The following is a 17044-nucleotide window of genomic DNA, read 5'->3' as shown; positions in this document are numbered from 1 at the left end:
GACATGTCCGATGATTCGCGTACTTCTGGCCGAGGACCAGGCCGTGATCAGGCACGCGCTCGCGACCCTGCTCGGCCTGGAGGCCGACTTCGAGATCGTGGCCGCGGTCGAGTCCGGTGACGCGGCCCTGGCGTCGGCCGCCGCGCACCGGCCGGACGTGGCCGTGCTGGACATCGACATGCCCGGCACCCTCGACGGGCTGGCCGCCGCGGCGGAGATCCGGGCCAGGGTGCCCTCGTGCCGCACGCTCATGCTCACCGCCTACGGCAAACCCGGCCATCTCAAGCGGGCCCTGACCGCCCAGGTGGACGGCTTCCTGCTGAAGACCGCGCCGCCGGAGGACCTGGTCGCGGCGATCAGGGAGGTCACCCGGGGCGGCCGGGTGCTCGACCCGTCGCTCGCGGTCACCGCCTGGGACCTGGCCGACAACCCGCTCACGCCGCGCGAGGCCGACGTGCTGCGGCTGGTGGCGGGCGGCGCCGAGGCCCCCGACATCGCCCGGCGGCTGCACCTGACCGCCGGGACCGTGCGCAACTACCTGACGGCCATCGTGGCCAAGCTAAACGCGCGCAACCGCACCGACGCCGTGCGCATCGCCACCGAGGCCGGCTGGATCTAGCGGGGCCCGCGCGTCGAGCCGGAACCAGCCGTCCACGGCGGCGGTCGTGAGCCGGCCGCCCAGCGTGGCCAGGCGGGTGGTGAGGTTGCCCAGCCCGGACGAGCCGCGACGGGCGGCCGCCGTGCCCGCGCCGTCGTTGCGGACGAGCAGCCCGACCTCGCCGCCGGCCACGGAGGTGGAGATCACGCAGGCCCGCGCGGCGCTGTGGCGCAGGACGTTCGTCACGGCCTCGCGCAGCACGGTGCTGAGCACGGTCTCGACCTCGGCCGGCAGCTCGGGGTGCGCGAGCCGCAGGGTGACCTCGACCCCGGCCGCCGCCAGCACCTTGCCTGCCGACTCGGCCTCGGCGGCGAAGGACAGCTCGCGCTGCTCGCCGGTGACCGAGCGCAGGTCGTCCTGGGCGTGCTCGGCCATGGTGACGACGTTCTCCAGCTCCCGGACGGGGTCGGGCAGGCGGCGGGCCAGCTCGCAGGTGAGCAGGATGGCGGCCAGGCTGTGGCCGAGCAGGTCGTGCAGGTCGCGGGCGGCCCGCAGGCGCTCCTCGACGACGGCCGAACGCGCCAGGCTCTCCCTGGCCGCGTGCAGCTCCTTGGCCAGCTGGGCCAGGCGCAGGAGGCTGTAGACCACCACGCCGGTGGTGAGCGTGCTCACCGTGATGTTGACGCGGCCGGGCAGCTCGTACAGGGAGGCGACCGTCCAGACCGCGGCCAGGATCGCGGCCGTCAGGGGCCAGGCCGTCCGCGGGCGGAAGGCGAGCAGCACCGGACCGGCGAGGAAGCCCGCCGTCCCCAGCCAGATCGGCCCGAACACCGGGATCGGGGCGAAGGTGAGCGCCGCCATCACCCCCAGCGCCACCATGTGGCGGCCGGCGACCGAGCGCAGCTGCATGACGACGATCACGGCCAGCGCCGCGGCCGCGGGGACCAGCAGCCCGGCCGGGATCTGCAGCAGCGCCTTGACGCTGAACCCGACCAGCACGGCGGCCAGCAGGACCACCGAGACGTCGGGCGGCTCGCGCCGGGCCGCCGCGGGCGGGCGCGGGGCGGGCAGCACGGCCTCCACCGTGTACCGGCCCCGGCCGGACAGGCCGCGGGTGAGCGTGCCGCCCGCCGCCGCCACCTGGCGGGTGAGCTCCGCCGGGCCGGCGAGCCCGCCGGCGTCGTCGTCCTCGGCCGTGCGGCGGCCGTCGTCGGCCACGCGCAGGTGCACCTGGGCTCGTTCCGGCTCCTCCCAGGTCTCGATCACGCACACCGTGGCGGTGCCGCGGCGGGCGACGTCCGTGACCGCCTCGCGCAGCACCGAGGCGAGCAGCGCGCCCGCCGGGCCCAGCGGCTCGGTGTGGGCGGCGCGCACCTCCACGCCGACGCCGGCCGCCTCCAGCAGGGCGCGGGCGGTGGTCAGCTCGGGGGCCAGGGACATCGCGCGGTAGCCGGCCGCCGCGGCGCGCGCCTCCGCCAGCGACAGCCGTGCCGTCGCGACCACCTCGCCGAGCGTTCCGGCCGCGTCCCACGGCGCGGCCAGCGCCCGCCGCGCGCCCGCGCCGATCGTGGCCAGGCCGCGGCCGAGGCCGTCGCTCAGCTCCGCGGCGATGCGCAGCCGCTCCTCGGCCACCGCCGCCGCGGCCAGCGCGGGACGGGTGGCCTCCATCTCGGCCACCCGCTCGACCAGCCGGATCAGGCCGAACACGACCAGCGACACCAGCACCGTGGTGATCGCGAGGTCCGTCGTGGAGACCGCGTCGCCCGCGTTGCGCCAGTGGTGGATCACGACGCCGCTGAAGGCCACCGCGGGCGCCAGCGCCCACCAGCGCGTCACCAGCAGCGACCCGGCGAGGAAGCCCAGGATCGCGACGGACGCGCCCTGCCCCAGCGTCACCGCGTAGACCAGCACGCCCTGGACGGCGAGCAGCCACCCCTTCCTGGCCCGCAGCGTGAAGGCGCACTGCACGGCCAGCACCGGCAGCGCCCCCCAGGCGCCGGCCACCACGTAGACGCCGGCCAGCGAGGCCAGCACCACGACGACGATCAATCGGGCGACACGCACGCCCAGAAGCTTAGGAGAACCCCCGCGGCAGCACGGTGACCGGGCAGGACGACGACCGCAGCACCTTCATCGCCAGCTCGCCCAGGAACACCCGGTGGGGCTGGGCGTCCTCGCCGGCGGCGCAGACCAGCAGCTCGCCGGGCAGCCACTCGACGTCCTTGAGCGCGGCCTGCACGTCGTGGCCCTCGGCCACCTCCGACTCGGCCTCGATGCCGGTGCTCTCCCAGGCCAGCCGTACGGCCAGGGCGAGGTCGTCGCGCAGCTTGCCCTGGTTCTCGGTGCGCAGGTCCAGGGTGATCAGCCGGAGCGGCACGTCGAGCCGCAGCGCCGCCTGGGCCACCCGCTCGACCGCCGCGTCGCACTGCGGCCGGTGGACGTAGGCCAGGGTGAGCCGGGCGGGCTCGTCGGGCGGCACGTAGCCCGAGGGCGCCAGCATCACCGCCTCCGGCGACAGGTGCAGCAGGTGGTCGGCGGTGCTGCCGACGGCGATGCGGCCGTACTGGCCGCCGCTCGCCGAGCCGACCACGATCAGGTCGGCCCTGATCCTGCTGGCCAGCACCGACAGCCCGCGGCCGGTGCCCCGGCTCTCGAACGCCATGTACTCGGCCGGGACGACGCCCAGTTCCTCACCCGCGTGCGCCAGGTTGGCCTGGGCCTCGACGGCCAGCCCCGGGCTGCCCGGGGGATAGATCGACGCCACCGTGAGCTCGCCCCCGGTCAGCCGGGTGATGGCGGCCCCGAGCGCGAGGGCGTCCCGCCCACCGGGGTCGTTGCTGTAGCCGACGATCACGTGCTCTCCGATCACGTTTGCCTCCTTACCCGCTCTGAACTGGGAATACGCGGTCTCTGTCGATGCGTTTGCAACGATTGGAGGCGTAAAAACAGTGAAGATCACCCTTGACACCCGTTTCAACGGGTCCCTCGGCCCGGTCACCCTTCGTGAAGCGGTTCAGCACCTCAAGGCGCACGACCTGACGTGCACCGTCCCCGCCGGCGTCGTCGAGCAGAAGGTCACCGTCTTCTCCGACTGCGTGGAGCGCGGCTTCACCCCGCTGCGCAGCGAGATCATGGCCGCGTACTACATGGCCGAGCGGGACGCCACCGCCGAGGCGTTCGACCGCGGCCTCATCACCGAAGGCGAGCTGGAGCAGAGGCGCGCCCTCCTCGTGCGCCAGTATCTTGGGTAAGGACCGGAATCGCCCTTTCGGTCGAAGCATTTGACGATCAAAGTTCATAAGGTCGTGTCCACTACCCGTTCACGGATTGGACACCTGTGTACCGCGACATCGTCGACTTCGCTCTGACCACGCCCGGGTGGCTGCACGCCCTCGCCGAGTTCGGCACGGACGCCGGCCTGTTCATCTTCGCGGCGCTGTTCCTCGTGTGCTGGTGGCGGGCCCGCCAGGCCCCCGCCCGCGACCTCGCGCTCGCCATCGCCGGTCCGGCCGGGGTGGTGGGCGCGTACATCGTGAGCGAGGGCGTGAAGCTGCTGGTCCGGGAGGACCGGCCGTGCCGCGGCGGCATCGCCACGATCGCGGCCTGCCCGCCCTCCACGGACTGGTCCTTCCCCAGCAACCACACCGTCATCGCCGCCGGGGCGGCGGGCACGCTCATCCTGGTCTGGCGCGCCCTGGCCTGGGTGGTGCTGCCGCTGGCCGCCCTGATGGGCTTCTCCCGGGTGTTCGTCGGCGTGCACTACCCGCACGACGTGGCCGGCGGCTTCCTGCTCGGCCTGGTGCTCGCGCCGCTGTTCGCGCTGCTGCTGGTCGGCGCGGTCACCCCCGCGGTCAGGCTCGCGCGAAGCCGTCTGTCGCCGCGATGAGCCGGTCGACGATGCCGGGCTCGGTCGCCGCGTGCCCGGCGTCGTGCACCACCTGGAAGTCGGCCTCGGGCCAGGCCTTGTGCAGGTCCCAGGCGGTGGCCATGGGCGTGCAGGCGTCGTAGCGGCCCTGGATGATCACGGCAGGGATGTGCCGGACGCGGTCGACGTCCCTGATGAGCTGCTCGGGCTCGAACCAGCCGCCGTGGTGGAAGTAGTGGTTCTCGATCCTGGCGAACGACACCGCCATCTTGTCCTCGCCGAACTCCGCCACCAGGCTCGGGTCGGGCAGCAGCGTGATCGTGGCGCCCTCCCACTGCGACCACGCCTTGGCCGCCGCCAGCCGGACCGCGTCGTCGTCGCCTTCGAGCCGGGCGCGGTAGGCGGCCATGAGGTCGCCGCGCTCCTCGACGGGGATCGGCGCCAGGTACGACTCCCACAGGTCGGGGAACAGGTAGCTCGCGCCCTCCTGGTAGAACCAGCGCAGCTCGTGCGGGCGCAGCGTGAAGATGCCCCGCAGCACCAGCTCGGTCGTACGGTCGGGGTGCGTCTGGGCGTAGGCCAGCGACAGCGCGCTGCCCCACGACCCGCCGAACACCTGCCACCGCTCGATGCCCAGGTGCTCACGCAGCCGTTCCATGTCGGCCACCAGGTTCCAGGTGGTGTTGGCGGCCAGCGACGTGCCCGGCGTGCTGGCGTGCGGCAGGCTGCGCCCGCAGTTGCGCTGGTCGAACAGGACGATGCGGTACAGCTCGGGGTTCCACTGCCGGCGGTGGTTGGCGCTGCACCCGGCGCCCGGCCCGCCGTGCAGCATGACGGCCGGCTTTCCGTCGGGGTTGCCGCAGACCTCCCAGTAGATCTGGTTGCCGTCACCCACGTCGAGCAGGCCGGACTCGTAGGGTTCGATGGGCGGGTACAGAGTTCTCATGTCTCGCGATCCTGCCATGGAGCAGGAGCCGGCCGAATTGTGCCGGTCCGCGCCTAGAGTGACCGTATGGACCTGGTGACGATCGACGACATCCGCGCGGCGGCCGGGCGGATCAACGGAACCGCGGTGCGCACGCCGCTCCTCAGGATGGGCGAGGCGTGGCTGAAGCCCGAGAGCCTGCAGCCGGTCGGGTCGTTCAAGATCCGCGGCGCCTACAACGCGCTGGCGTCGCTGCGTCCGGCCGGCGTCGTCACGCACTCCTCCGGCAACCACGGCCAGGCGCTGGCGTTCGCGGCGGCGCAGTTCGGCGTGCCGTGCGTGGTCGTCGTGCCCGAGGGCACCCCGGCGGTCAAGGCGGCGGCGATCGAGGGATGGGGCGCCGAGCTGGTGGTCGTGCCGCCCGACCAGCGCGAGGTGACGGCCGAGCGGCTGGCCGGCGAGCGCGGCCTGACGCTGGTGCCGCCCTACGACCACCGCGCGATCATCGCCGGGCAGGGCACGATCGGGCTGGAGATCGTCGAGGACCTGCCGGACGTCGAGGCGGTGCTCGTGCCGGTCAGCGGCGGCGGGCTGGCCGCCGGCGTGGCGGCGGCGGTCAAGGCGCTGCGGCCCGACGTCCGCGTGTACGGCGTGGAGCCCGAGCTGGCCGCCGACGCCGCCGAGAGCCTGGCGGCCGGGCACGTGGTCGCCTGGGAGACCACCCGCACGTTCCGGACCATCGCCGACGGGCTGCGCGTGAACCAGGTGTCCGAGCTGACCTTCGCCCACCTGCGCGAGCACCTCGAAGGCATCGTGACCGTCTCGGAGGACGAGCTGCGGGCGGCCATGCGGCACATCGCGCGCACGGCCCGGCTGGTGGCCGAGCCCAGCGGCGCGGCGACCACGGCCGCCCTGCTGTCGGGCCGCGTCCCCGCCGGGCGCACGGTGGCCGTGCTGTCCGGGGGGAACGTCGATCCGGAGCTGTTCGCCCAGGTCTACGCCTGAGCCCAGGCGTGGCGGGTGAGGAAGCCGCGCTCGCCGGTGGCGTACTCCTGGAAGGCCTGCTGCACCTCGGCCAGCTCGGGCACCACCGCGCGGACCATCGCGCCCTCCTTGTACTCCAGCTCGTAGCCGGGGGACACCTGGAGGAAGTGCCGGCCGAAGTTCACCAGGGCGACGAACGGGTTCTGCGGCGACAGGGTGGCCAGGACGTCCTGGACCAGCCCGAGGTCGGGGTCGTGCACGACCATCCCGTCGCCGGTGTGGAGCTGCATGCCCTCGTACACGCCGAGCGGGGCCACGTTGTGCACCAGGTCGCGCTGGGGGTCGTAGCAGACCAGGCCGTGCGCGCGGGCGGTGGTGAACACCTGGGCCGAGCTCTCGTCCATCGTGTCCAGGTCCATCGTCACCAGGACGTGCCCGGGGTACAGGGTGACCTGCCCGGGCAGCTCCTTGGCGACGTCGGGCACGTCCCCCTCGACGGGGTCGCTCCGCTTCACCGCCAGATACGTGGTCCGGGCCTGATCCCTGCTGATCGGCACGGGCTCGTCCCAGACCATCAACTCAACGCTCATCGGTCCATCTTGCCGAACGTCCACCGTGCCGGTGCGCCACTGGGGTCAAGAGTCCGTGATGTACGGTTCAGCGCGGTTTCTCGGACTGGGGCACCAGCTCCACCGTGCAATGGGCGCACCGGCTGGCCTCGGCGGGGATGTCGGACAGGCACTCGGGGCACTCCTTGGTCGTCGCCGCCTTGTCGCGGTCGAACAGGTGGATCAGCCGCGTCATCGGGGCCACGACCAGCCAGTAGACGACCGCCGCGATGACCAGGAAGGTCAGCAGGTGGTTGAGGAAGTCGCCGTACTTGAACTGGCTGCCGTTGATCGTGAAGGAGTATTCGGCGAAGTTCGGCTGCCGGCCGCCGGTCACCGCGCCGATGAGCGGGGTGATGAGATCGGTGACCAGTGCCTGGACGAGCCCGCTGAAGGTCGCCCCGACGATGACGGCGACGGCCAGCTCGACGATGTTGCCTCGGAGTAAGAACTTCTTGAAACCGCCCATGGAGTCGGCATATTGCCGGGGGCCGCGGCCTGAAACCCCGATGGCCCCCGACAGAGCCCGATGGAGAACGTCGTGGCCGGTCAGACCTGGGGCGCGAGCCGTTCGAGATCGAAGCGGCCGCGCCGCACGCCGTCGAGGAACGCGGCCCACTCGTCGGTGGTGAACGACAGGACGGCACCGCTGGCGTCCTGACTTCCCCGCACCCAGACCCGGTCGGCGAGCATGGTGACCTCGACGCAGTCGCCATTGTTGCACCGTTGCCAGCGTGCCTGGTCAAGGGCAGGTGGGCGTTTCATCCATTACCTCCTGAAGGCGGCTGTAGAGGTATTGAGCCGAAGGTGATTTTACCTTGACAGCAGAGGATGACCAGGCGACAAAAGGGGCAGTGCAACCGCCGGCGCCGGACAAAACAAAAGGCGGGCGTCCGTGGGGACGACCGCCGGAAAAAAGCGCCGCGCGCTCAGCCGGACTGACGTATTCCGTGCAGGAACGCGTCCCATTCCCGGGCGCTGAACGTGAGGACGGGGCCGGCCGGGTTCTTGTTGTCCCGCACGCCGATCTCGCCGGCGGACAGCAACGCGACCTCGACGCATTCTCCGTTGTTGCAGCGCGACGCGGCCCGCCACCGCGGACCCGCCTGGACGTCAGGGTGGTGGGACGTCATTGTCTCCCCCTCGTGCATCGACAATGGGCGCGGCGGCGGTCGGACCTCGCCGGGCGCGCTGGAACAGTGTTGGTCGGACACCGGCGATCTCACGTGGAGAGCGAAAGTGTCCCAATGGATGAACAGTAGCACCTGGCACTTGCCACGGGAGCGAGGTCCCGATGTGTCGGAGGCATCATGCCAGGTGACCGGAGAAAAGAGATGATCTCGTGACGAAGTGTTAAGCGAAGGTTGCGGCCATCTCGGTAATTCGCCGCTTCGATTCCTGGATGCCCAGGGCCTCGGCCCGCAGATGGTCGATGATCTCGCGAAATCGCCGGACCACCTTATCGGCCTCCAGGTAGAAAAGGCCCATTTGATGTTCCACGAAAATGGTGTCGGCGATGCCGGAGTCATGGTCGAACTCCATGAGCCGGAAGGTGCTGTCGAAACCCACGTGCGCCCCCGCCGTGAACGGGATCACCTGGATGGTGACGTGCGGCAGCTCGCTCAGCTCGATGAGCCGGTCGAGCTGTTCGCGCATGGTCTGCCGGCTGCTCACGTGCCGGTAGAGCACCGACTCGTCCAGCAGGACCCAGTAGCGCAGGGTGTCGTGCCGGTGCAGCCACTCCTGGCGTTTCATCCGCACCCTGACCCGATCGTCGAGCACGTCGGGCGCGATGCGGGGCAGCCAGCCGCGGATCACGGCGCGGGCGTAGTCCTCGGTCTGGAGCAGGCCGGGCACGGTGGTGATCTCGTACTCGGTGATGGCGCTGGCCTCCGCCTCCAGGCCGAGCATCTGCCGCAGCTCGCGGTTGTCGTAGAACTGCCACCACTCCTTCTGCCTGGCGTCCTTGGCCAGCGTCATGAGCTGGGCGGACTCGGCGGGGGAGACCTCGTACAGGCGGCACAGGTCGCGCACGTCGCGCAGGCTGACGCCGCGCTGGGCGGTCTCGATCCGGCTGATCTTGGCCGGGGAGCACAGGAGGAGCTGGGCGACCTCGGCGATGCTGAGGTTCTTCTCGTTGCGCAGTTCGCGTAAGCGCATCGCCAGTTGCCGCTGGCGGAGCGTCGGGTTGGGGATGGTCATCGCCGCACTCCCTTCCCGCGCGGTGGCCGGTTGCCCCGGAGCGTACCCCCGGGTTCGGTTTCGAAGGCATGTGCGGTAGGTAATCGTCACCGGCACGTTCCTATGGCAAGTGCCAATTCGGGGTGGGTTTCCGGTGTCGGAGGGTAAAAGTCAGCCAAGCCGTAAGAGAGGGGGATGCCCTGGGGCTGATTTGATCAAACCACCAGAGATCGAAATGCCGCGTTCATTCCCTGACGTGATGGCTCACCAGAGGCCGTCCGTCACATAAGGCTGGGCCGACGGGGGCTCGTCGGCCCGGCTGCGACGATCGTTCGCTCCTGCCAGAGCGAGGATCGACCGTCCTGATCGCGGGGGATCGGGGACGCAGCGTCGCGTCGCCCGATCGCGGGTGTGGATCCGGTGCGCGGGGGCCGCGCACCGGATCCGTGAACCTCGCCGCACCCCCACCGGGCCGAACACGTGAGCCGCCTTCGACACCGCGCCGTCGGAGGCGGCTCACTCGATTTTTCGGAGTATTCCGGACGGACGCGTGGGAAGGAACAGGGTGGCCTTGTCCGGCGGACCGGGGGAACGGAACATGGGGAGAGACCGCAAGGGAGCCTCGATGATCGAGATCTGGCCTGGAGACCCCTATCCTCTCGGGGCGACGTACGACGGCGCGGGCACGAACTTCTCGCTCTACACCGAGGTCGCCCAGGCGGTGGAGCTGTGCCTGTTCGACGAGGACAACGTCGAGTCGCGGGTGCCGCTCACGGAGGTCGACGGGTTCATCTGGCACGGTTACCTGCCGGGCATCGGCCCCGGCCAGCGTTACGGCTACCGCGTGCACGGGCCGTACGAGCCGGCGCGCGGGCTGCGCTGCAACCCCAACAAGCTGCTGCTCGACCCGTACGCGATGGCGATCGAGGGCGGCGTCGACTGGCACGAGGCGGTCTACGGCTACCGGTTCGGCCAGCCGGACACGCGCAACGACGCCGACTCCTCCCCGTACGTGCCGCGGTCCATCGTGATCAACCCGTTCTTCGGGTGGGGGCACGACCGGCCGCCGGCGACGCCGTACCACGACACGGTGATCTACGAGGCCCACGTGCGCGGGCTGACGATAAGCCATCCCAAGATCCCCAAGCACCTGCGCGGCACGTACGCGGCGCTCGGCCACCCCGAGATCCTCGACCACCTCACCAAGCTCGGCGTGACGGCGCTGGAGCTGATGCCGGTGCACCAGTTCGTCACCGACCACATCCTGGAGCAGCGCGGCCTGTCCAACTACTGGGGCTACAACTCCATCGGATTCTTCGCCCCGCACAACCGCTACTCCAGCACCGGGCAGCGCGGCGGGCAGGTGCTGGAGTTCAAGGCCATGGTGCGCAGCCTGCACGAGGCGGGCATCGAGGTCATCCTCGACGTCGTCTACAACCACACCGCCGAGGGCAACCACCTGGGGCCGACGCTGGGGTTCAGGGGCATCGACAACAGCAACTACTACCGCCTGGTCGAGAACGACAAGCGCTACTACGTCGACACCACCGGCACCGGCAACAGCCTGCTCATGCGCTCGCCGCACGTCCTTCAGATGATCATGGACTCGCTCCGCTACTGGGTCATCGAGATGCACGTCGACGGGTTCCGCTTCGACCTCGCCTCCACCCTCGCCCGCGAGCTGCACGAGGTCGACCGGCTGAGCGCGTTCTTCGACCTGGTGCAGCAGGACCCGGTGTTGTCGCAGGTCAAGCTCATCGCCGAGCCCTGGGACGTCGGCCCCGGCGGCTACCAGGTCGGCAACTTCCCCTCGCGCTGGACCGAGTGGAACGGCCGCTACCGCGACACGATCCGCGACCTGTGGCGCGGGCAGGCCGCCACGCTGCCCGAGTTCGGCTCCCGCCTCACCGGGTCCAGCGACCTGTACAAGGACGACAGCCGCCGCCCGGCCGCCTCCATCAACTTCGTGACCTGCCACGACGGCTTCACCCTGCAGGATCTCGTCGCGTACAACGACAAGCACAACGAGGCGAACAAAGAGGGCAACCGCGACGGCACCGACGACAACCGGTCGTGGAACTGCGGCGAGGAGGGCCCGGCGAGCCTGGCCATCGAGTCGCTGCGCGAGCAGCAGAAACGCAACTTCCTCACCACGTTGTTCCTGTCGCAGGGCGTGCCGATGCTCTCGCACGGCGACGAACTGGGCCGCACCCAGAAGGGCAACAACAACGGCTACTGCCAGGACAACGAGCTGACCTGGGTCGACTGGTCCGACATCAGGGAGAACTGGCTGCTGCTGGAGTTCACCCAGGAGCTCGCGGCGCTGCGGAAGAAACATCCGGTCTTCCGGCGCAGGAGGTTCTTCTACGGCAGGCCGGTCCGCGGGCTGAGCGACATCGCCTGGCTCACCCCGTCCGGGGAGGAGATGACCGACAGCGACTGGAACGTCGGCTACGCCAAGTCGCTGGCCGTCTTCCTCAACGGCGACGCCATCACCGAGCCCGACCGGCGCGGCCGCCCGATCCGGGACGACTCCTTCCTGCTGCTGTTCAACGCCCACCACGACACGATCAAGTTCACGATCCCCCAGGACTACGGCGAGATGTGGCACACCGAGATCGACACCGCGATGCCCATCAGGCTCGACGTGCGGATGGTGCGCGCGGGCGAGGCGATCGAGGTCCCCGGACGCAGCGTGCGGGTGCTGCGCCGTGTCTAGGCCGGCCTCGACGTACCGGGTGCAGCTCACCCCCGACTTCGGTTTCGCGCAGGTCGCCGAGATCGCCGGCTACCTGCGCGACCTCGGCGTCAGCCACGTCTACCTGTCGCCGGTGCTCCAGGCCACGCCCGGCTCGCGGCACGGCTACGACGTCGTCGACCACTCCATGATCAGGGAGGAGTTCGGCGGGGCCACCGGCTTCCGCGAGATGGCCCAGGAACTGGCCGCGCACGACCTGGGCATCGTCATCGACATCGTGCCCAACCACATGAACACGATGAACGCCCAGTTCTGGTCGGTGCTCAAGGACGGGCCCGCCTCGCCGTACGCGAACTGGTTCGACATCGAGTGGGTGGACGGGAAGGTGGCGCTGCCGGTGCTCGGCGACGACACCGAGCCCGTGGTCGACGGCGACGTCCTGCGCTACCACGAGCACGCCTTCCCCCACCCGGGCCACTACCGGCTGGTCGACTGGCGCGAGGGCCCCGGCTACCGGCGCTTCTTCGACGTCTCCTCGCTGATCGGGCTGCGCGTGGAGGACCCGGCGGTGTTGTCCGCCACGCACGAGGTGATCTTCTGGCTGCTCGACGAGGGCCTGGTCGACGGGTTGCGCATCGACCACCCCGACGGCCTGGCCGACCCCCGCGGCTACCTCGACCGGCTGCGCGAGCGGACCGGCGGCCCCTGGACGGTCGTGGAGAAGATCCTCATCGGCCCCGAGCGGCTGCAGCCCGACTGGGCCTGCGACGGCACGACCGGCTACGAGGTGCTCAACCGGGTCAACGGCCTGTTCGTCGACCCCTCGGGCAAGGAGCCGCTGGTCCGGCTGTTCAGCGAGCTGACCGGGCAGCCCGACGACTACCGTCCGGTCATGACGCAGGCCAAGCGCGAGGTGCTCGACCTGTTCTTCGGGGCGGAGATCGACCGGCTGGCCAGGGTCACCGGCTGCGCACCCGCCGCGGTGTCGGAGCTGCTGGCCGCGATGCCGCTCTACCGCGCGTACCTGGTGCCGGGGGAGGAGCCGCCGCCCGAGTCGGTGGAGATCGTCGAGCTGGCCGCCGCGGAGTGCTCGCCTGCCGTGCGGCCGCTCGTCCGGGAGGTCCTGTACGGCTCGCCGGAGGCGATCGTGCGCTTCCAGCAGACGTGCGGGCCTGTCATGGCCAAGGGCGTGGAGGACACCGCGCTGTACCGGTGGTTCCCGCTGTCGTGCCTCAACGAGGTGGGCGGCGAGCCGGACGTGTTCGGCGTGTCGGTCGAGGAGTTCCACGACTTCTGCGATGAGATGTCCCCGTACACGATGACGACCCTGTCCACGCACGACACCAAGCGGTCGGAGGACGTGCGGGCCCGGTTGTCGGTGTTGTCGGAGATGCCGCGGGAGTGGGCGTCCGTGGTGTCGGAGTGGTCGCGGGAGCTCTCCTTCGACCCCCATCTCGACTACCTGGCCTGGCAGAACCTCATGGCCGCCTGGCCGATCTCCGCGGAACGCTTCACCGACTACCTGCTCAAGGCGGCTCGCGAGGCCAAGACCGCGATCTCGTGGGTGCGTCCGGACGCCGGCTACGAGCGGCGGCTGCGGGAGTTCGCGCAGGCCGCGGTGCGGCTGCCGGTGGAGGAGTTCACCGAGCGCATCGAGCCGTTCGCGATGTCGAACTCGCTCGGGGCCAAGCTGGTGCAGCTCATGATGCCCGGGGTGCCCGACGTGTACCAGGGCAACGAGACCACCGACTTCTCGCTGGTCGATCCGGACAACCGGCGGCCCGTGACGTACCCGCGCAAGCCCGAGACCTCCTGGGACGCCGCCAAGCTCCTGGTCACGACGCAGGCGTTGCGGCTGCGCAGGCGGCTCGGGGGCGCGGCGCCGTACCTGCCGCTGCGGGCGGAGGGGGAGGCGGCCGAGCACGCGATCGCCTTCGCCCGGGGCGAGGGCCCGCGGGCGGTGGCGGTCGCCACCAGGCTGCCGGTACGCCTCGCGCGCCGCTCCGCGGTCGCCGGCCACTCGGTGTGGGGCGACACCACCTTGACGCTGCCCGGCGGATCCTGGCGCGACCTGCTCACCGGCGAGCCGCACTCGGGGACGGTTCCGCTGGCCCGGCTGCTCGATCAGTACCCCGTCTCACTGCTGGAGCGACATGATCTTTGAGGTCTGGGCACCGAAGGCCACGGCAGTCGAGGTCGACGTTCTGGACGGACGCCGGCCGATGTCCCAGGGGGAGAGAGGCTGGTGGTGGGCCGAGGTCGCCGAGGCCGGCCACGGCACCAGGTACGCCTTCGTCCTCGACGGCGGCGGGCCCTACCCCGACCCGCGCTCCCGGCGGCAGCCCGAGGGGGTGTTCGGGCCGAGCGCGGTCTACGAGCACGACCGCTTCACCTGGTCCGACCATGACTGGAAGGGCCGCGACCTGCGCGGTTCGGTGATCTACGAGCTGCACGTCGGCACGTTCACCGGCGAGGGGACGTTCGCCGCGGCGATCGAGCGGCTGGAGCACCTGGTCGAGCTCTGCGTGGACTTCGTGGAGATCATGCCGGTCGCCCCCGTCCCCGGCGGGCGCAACTGGGGGTACGACGGCGTCGACCTCTACGCGGTCAACGAGACGTACGGCGGGCCCGACGGGCTGAAGTCGTTCGTGGACGCGTGCCATCGGGCCGGGATCGGCGTCATCCTGGACGTGGTCTACAACCACCTGGGGCCGTCGGGCAACTTCCTCCACCCCTTTGGTCCGTATTTTTCCGGCTTTGCTGGTAGCTATTGGGGCGAAGCGGTCAACCTGGACGGGCCGGGGTCCGACGAGGTCCGCCGGTACTTCGTCGGCAACGCCGTCCAGTGGCTGCGCGACTACCACATCGACGGGCTGCGGCTGGACGCCGTCCACGCGCTGCACGACCGGCGCGCCCGCCACCTGCTGGCCGAGCTGTCGGAGGAGGTCGACGCGCTGGCCTGCTCGCTCGGCCGGCCGCTGTCGCTGATCGCCGAGTCCGACCTCAACGACCCGCGCATGGTACGCCCGCTGGAGGCCGGCGGCCTGGGGATGACCGCGCAGTGGAACGACGACGTCCACCACGCCCTGCACACCGCCGTGAGCGGCGAGAGCCACGGCTACTACGAGGACTTCGCCGACCCGTCGGCGCTGGCCAGGGTGCTGACCCGGGGCGTGCTGCACGACGGCGGCTACTCCAGCTTCCGCGACCGGGCGCACGGGCAGCCCTTCACCGGCGTGCCCGGCCACCGGCTGGTCGCCTGCCTGCAGAACCACGACCAGATCGGCAACCGGCCCGGCGGCGACCGCCTGCCCGTGTCCGCGCTCAGGCTCGGGGCCGGTTTGCTGCTGACCTCGCCGTTCACGCCGATGTTGTTCATGGGGGAGGAGTGGGGGGCCGGCACGCCGTTCCTGTTCTTCTCCGACCACGTGGAGCCCGAGCTGCGGGAGAGCGAGGGGACGCGGCGCGAGCGCGAGTTCGACGGCTTCGGGTACGCCTGGGACGCGCCGAACCCGTCCGACGAGGAGGCGTTCCTCCGTTCCAAGCTGGACTGGAGCGAGCTGAAGGAGGAGGAGAACTGGTCCCTGCTGTGCTGGTACCGGGACCTCATCGCGCTGCGCAAGGCGCTGCCCGAGCTGTCGGATCCGCGGCTGGACCGGGTGCGGGTGGAGGCTGACCCGGAGGGCAGGTGGCTGGTCATGTGGCGCGGGACGGTGTGCGTCAGCGTCAACTTCTCCCCGGAGACGCTGACGTTGCCGCCGGCGGGCGCCACCCTCCTCCTGGCCTCGGACGACCCGGTCGCCGCCGGCCCGGACGGCCTCCGCCTCCCCGGCCAAACCCTCGCCATCACCCGCACCCTCCCTGACCGAAGCCCCTCCGCCTCCCCCCTCGCCCCCTGACCGGACGGCCTTCGCCTCCCGGTCTGACCTCCGCCCTCACCCGCGCCAGCCCCTGAATCTCCTGTCTCCGCCTTCCCGGTGGTTGTCCACAGGGTGGGGGCCGGTCGGCGGGTTCGTCCCCAGAACCCCGTTCGGCCGCACCGTGGCCGGCCCGGTTCCGGATCCTGGGTGCCTCACCACGTTTTCGAAGGCGAGGCACCTCATGAAGATCGTTCTGCCGCTCCCCGCCATGCTGACCTCACTGTTCGTCGTAGCCGTGGAGCACCTGCCGTTCGACGTCGACACCTTCGTCCCCTGGCGCGTCCCAGGGCCGTACCGGAAGGCGGCCCGTGACGCGCTCGACACCCCGCCGTCCCTGGCCGTCACCCATGTCCCCGCCCCCTGGCGACCGGCCGGCCTCACCCTCACGGGCGACGAACGACGGCGGCTGCGCCGGGCCGGGCAACACGTGCTGGTGTCCACCACCGCGCCCCCACGCCGCCTGCCCGGCAACGTGCAGACCGCCAGAGCCGTCGCCCGCGCCCTCGCCCGCCAGTGCGACGGCCTGCTGATCGACCCGTCCACCGCCTCGGCCGTGCCCGCCTGCCCGAGGTCGCCGGGCGAGCCGGATGACTTCCGCCTCGGCGACGACTGGCTCACCTGGGACGTGCAGATGCGCGACGACGCCACCTGTCCGCCGTGGGACCCGTCCGAGACGGCCGCCTGCGACTGCCTGCGCGTCACCTCGCGCGGCCTGCGCCGCTTCGCGCTCCCGGAGATCACCCTCGACGGCGCCGCCTGCGCCCACAGCCTCTGCGCGACCGCCCTCCTCCGATCGGTGGCCCATCGCCTGGTCGCCGACCAGCTCGCCCACCTGCGGGTGCACCCGCTGGCCAGCTGCCACGAGATCGACGACCTCCTGCGGATCCAGCCGTCCGGCGCTCTGCGGGGCGTCCCGCCGTTCGGCGTACGGCTGACCCCGTGCGACGCCGACCTCGCCGACCTCGCCGGCCTTGGCGAGCCGGGCAGCTCGGGCGCCATCCGCCGCCTGAAGGTGGGCCCCGCCCCCGGCGGCGGCCGGCTCACCTGTCTCAAGGTGGGGCCGCCGTCCGGCTTCACCGGCTCGGTCAACGACTGGCTCCGCGTCGCCGGCAGCCTCGACCTGACCTCCGCCGACCACCCCGCACGCCCGGCCCTCGCCGTCTGACCCCCGCCCCCGCGAGACGGCCAGACCCATGGAGCACGTACGTGCCTCCCCGCCCATGCGCACGTTTCACGACCCCGGCGAGGGCCATCGGGCCCGGTCC

Annotated in this window: 16 protein-coding genes; 8 read left to right on the top strand and 8 right to left on the bottom strand. The window is 71.2% G+C overall.

The window, feature by feature from the left end:
• The first annotated feature begins 10 nt into the window (after positions 1–10).
• Entirely contained in the window at positions 11–619 is a 609-nt protein-coding gene (locus ACFYUV_RS12655; RefSeq protein ID WP_358283350.1) for a response regulator transcription factor, read from the top strand.
• On the opposite strand, the gene ACFYUV_RS12650 is transcribed toward ACFYUV_RS12655, so the two are convergent.
• Both ACFYUV_RS12650 and ACFYUV_RS12645 read right to left on the bottom strand, forming a co-directional pair.
• Positions 560–2662, bottom strand: coding sequence for a sensor histidine kinase (locus ACFYUV_RS12650; protein ID WP_387668100.1), 2103 nt, complete (start codon positions 2660–2662; stop codon positions 560–562). The genes ACFYUV_RS12655 and ACFYUV_RS12650 overlap by 60 nt on opposite strands.
• A 10-nt stretch (positions 2663–2672) precedes the next feature.
• Positions 2673–3467, bottom strand: a complete 795-nt coding sequence (locus ACFYUV_RS12645; RefSeq protein ID WP_352349903.1) for a universal stress protein — start codon at positions 3465–3467, stop codon at positions 2673–2675.
• Positions 3468–3546: 79 nt separating this feature from the next.
• Here ACFYUV_RS12645 and ACFYUV_RS12640 point away from each other — a divergent pair, with 79 nt between their 5' ends.
• Positions 3547–3849 (top strand): hypothetical protein, encoded by a 303-nt coding sequence (locus ACFYUV_RS12640; protein WP_358283354.1) that lies wholly within the window; start codon positions 3547–3549, stop codon positions 3847–3849.
• A gap of 86 nt (positions 3850–3935) precedes the next feature.
• Entirely contained in the window at positions 3936–4484 is a 549-nt protein-coding gene (locus tag ACFYUV_RS12635; protein WP_358283356.1) for a phosphatase PAP2 family protein, read from the top strand.
• Here the strand turns inward: ACFYUV_RS12635 and pip are convergent.
• Positions 4450–5409 (bottom strand): prolyl aminopeptidase, encoded by a 960-nt coding sequence (gene pip / locus ACFYUV_RS12630; RefSeq protein ID WP_358283358.1) that lies wholly within the window; start codon positions 5407–5409, stop codon positions 4450–4452. The two genes, ACFYUV_RS12635 and pip, sit on opposite strands and share 35 nt — an antisense overlap.
• Before the next feature lie 66 nt (positions 5410–5475).
• On the opposite strand from pip, the gene ACFYUV_RS12625 reads away from it, so the two are divergent.
• Positions 5476–6393, top strand: coding sequence for a threonine/serine dehydratase (locus ACFYUV_RS12625; RefSeq protein ID WP_387668095.1), 918 nt, complete (start codon positions 5476–5478; stop codon positions 6391–6393).
• On the opposite strand, the gene ACFYUV_RS12620 is transcribed toward ACFYUV_RS12625, so the two are convergent.
• From ACFYUV_RS12620 to ACFYUV_RS12600, 5 genes are all read right to left on the bottom strand, one after another.
• Positions 6384–6962: a hypothetical protein gene (locus ACFYUV_RS12620; RefSeq protein WP_387668092.1), complete on the bottom strand. Its 579-nt coding sequence runs from the start codon at positions 6960–6962 to the stop codon at positions 6384–6386. The two genes, ACFYUV_RS12625 and ACFYUV_RS12620, sit on opposite strands and share 10 nt — an antisense overlap.
• Positions 6963–7029: 67 nt before the next feature.
• Entirely contained in the window at positions 7030–7449 is a 420-nt protein-coding gene (mscL, locus tag ACFYUV_RS12615; RefSeq protein WP_352349915.1) for a large conductance mechanosensitive channel protein MscL, read from the bottom strand.
• Between the two features lie 80 nt (positions 7450–7529).
• On the bottom strand, positions 7530–7745 hold the full coding sequence (locus ACFYUV_RS12610) for a DUF397 domain-containing protein (RefSeq protein WP_387668089.1): 216 nt from the start codon (positions 7743–7745) through the stop codon (positions 7530–7532).
• Positions 7746–7909: 164 nt separating this feature from the next.
• Positions 7910–8113, bottom strand: a complete 204-nt coding sequence (locus ACFYUV_RS12605; protein WP_352349919.1) for a DUF397 domain-containing protein — start codon at positions 8111–8113, stop codon at positions 7910–7912.
• 220 nt (positions 8114–8333) lie between these two features.
• Entirely contained in the window at positions 8334–9182 is an 849-nt protein-coding gene (locus tag ACFYUV_RS12600) for a helix-turn-helix domain-containing protein (RefSeq protein ID WP_387668086.1), read from the bottom strand.
• Between the two features lie 604 nt (positions 9183–9786).
• On the opposite strand from ACFYUV_RS12600, the gene glgX reads away from it, so the two are divergent.
• The 4 genes from glgX (at position 9787) to ACFYUV_RS12580 (ending at position 16944) form a co-directional block, all read left to right on the top strand.
• Positions 9787–11880 (top strand): glycogen debranching protein GlgX, encoded by a 2094-nt coding sequence (glgX, locus tag ACFYUV_RS12595; protein WP_352349923.1) that lies wholly within the window; start codon positions 9787–9789, stop codon positions 11878–11880.
• Positions 11873–14023, top strand: a complete 2151-nt coding sequence (gene treY / locus ACFYUV_RS12590) for a malto-oligosyltrehalose synthase (protein ID WP_387668083.1) — start codon at positions 11873–11875, stop codon at positions 14021–14023. Before glgX ends, treY begins: the two co-directional genes overlap by 8 nt.
• Positions 14013–15758, top strand: a complete 1746-nt coding sequence (gene treZ, locus ACFYUV_RS12585; RefSeq protein WP_387668081.1) for a malto-oligosyltrehalose trehalohydrolase — start codon at positions 14013–14015, stop codon at positions 15756–15758. The genes treY and treZ overlap by 11 nt, the downstream gene beginning before the upstream one ends.
• Before the next feature lie 202 nt (positions 15759–15960).
• Positions 15961–16944, top strand: a complete 984-nt coding sequence (locus ACFYUV_RS12580) for a hypothetical protein (protein ID WP_387668079.1) — start codon at positions 15961–15963, stop codon at positions 16942–16944.
• Positions 16945–17044 lie beyond the last annotated feature (100 nt).

Origin of the sequence: Nonomuraea sp. NPDC003560 (genome assembly GCF_042878785.1) — a bacterium.
Lineage (GTDB): Bacteria > Actinomycetota > Actinomycetes > Streptosporangiales > Streptosporangiaceae > Nonomuraea.
The sequence above is the reverse complement of the archived record's forward strand: the minus strand, read 5'-3'. Positions and strand labels throughout refer to the sequence as shown.

Bases quoted from the DNA above. Each gene is read 5' to 3' on its own strand.
- ACFYUV_RS12655 (WP_358283350.1), top strand. From the start codon at position 11: ATGATTCGCGTACTTCTGGCCGAGGACCAGGCCGTGATCAGGCACGCG.
- pip (WP_358283358.1), bottom strand. From the start codon at position 5,409: ATGAGAACTCTGTACCCGCCCATCGAACCCTACGAGTCCGGCCTGCTC.
- ACFYUV_RS12625 (WP_387668095.1), top strand. From the start codon at position 5,476: ATGGACCTGGTGACGATCGACGACATCCGCGCGGCGGCCGGGCGGATC.
- ACFYUV_RS12620 (WP_387668092.1), bottom strand. From the start codon at position 6,962: ATGAGCGTTGAGTTGATGGTCTGGGACGAGCCCGTGCCGATCAGCAGG.
- mscL (WP_352349915.1), bottom strand. From the start codon at position 7,449: ATGGGCGGTTTCAAGAAGTTCTTACTCCGAGGCAACATCGTCGAGCTG.
- ACFYUV_RS12610 (WP_387668089.1), bottom strand. From the start codon at position 7,745: ATGAAACGCCCACCTGCCCTTGACCAGGCACGCTGGCAACGGTGCAAC.
- ACFYUV_RS12605 (WP_352349919.1), bottom strand. From the start codon at position 8,113: ATGACGTCCCACCACCCTGACGTCCAGGCGGGTCCGCGGTGGCGGGCC.
- ACFYUV_RS12600 (WP_387668086.1), bottom strand. From the start codon at position 9,182: ATGACCATCCCCAACCCGACGCTCCGCCAGCGGCAACTGGCGATGCGC.
- glgX (WP_352349923.1), top strand. From the start codon at position 9,787: ATGATCGAGATCTGGCCTGGAGACCCCTATCCTCTCGGGGCGACGTAC.
- treZ (WP_387668081.1), top strand. From the start codon at position 14,013: ATGATCTTTGAGGTCTGGGCACCGAAGGCCACGGCAGTCGAGGTCGAC.
- ACFYUV_RS12580 (WP_387668079.1), top strand. From the start codon at position 15,961: ATGAAGATCGTTCTGCCGCTCCCCGCCATGCTGACCTCACTGTTCGTC.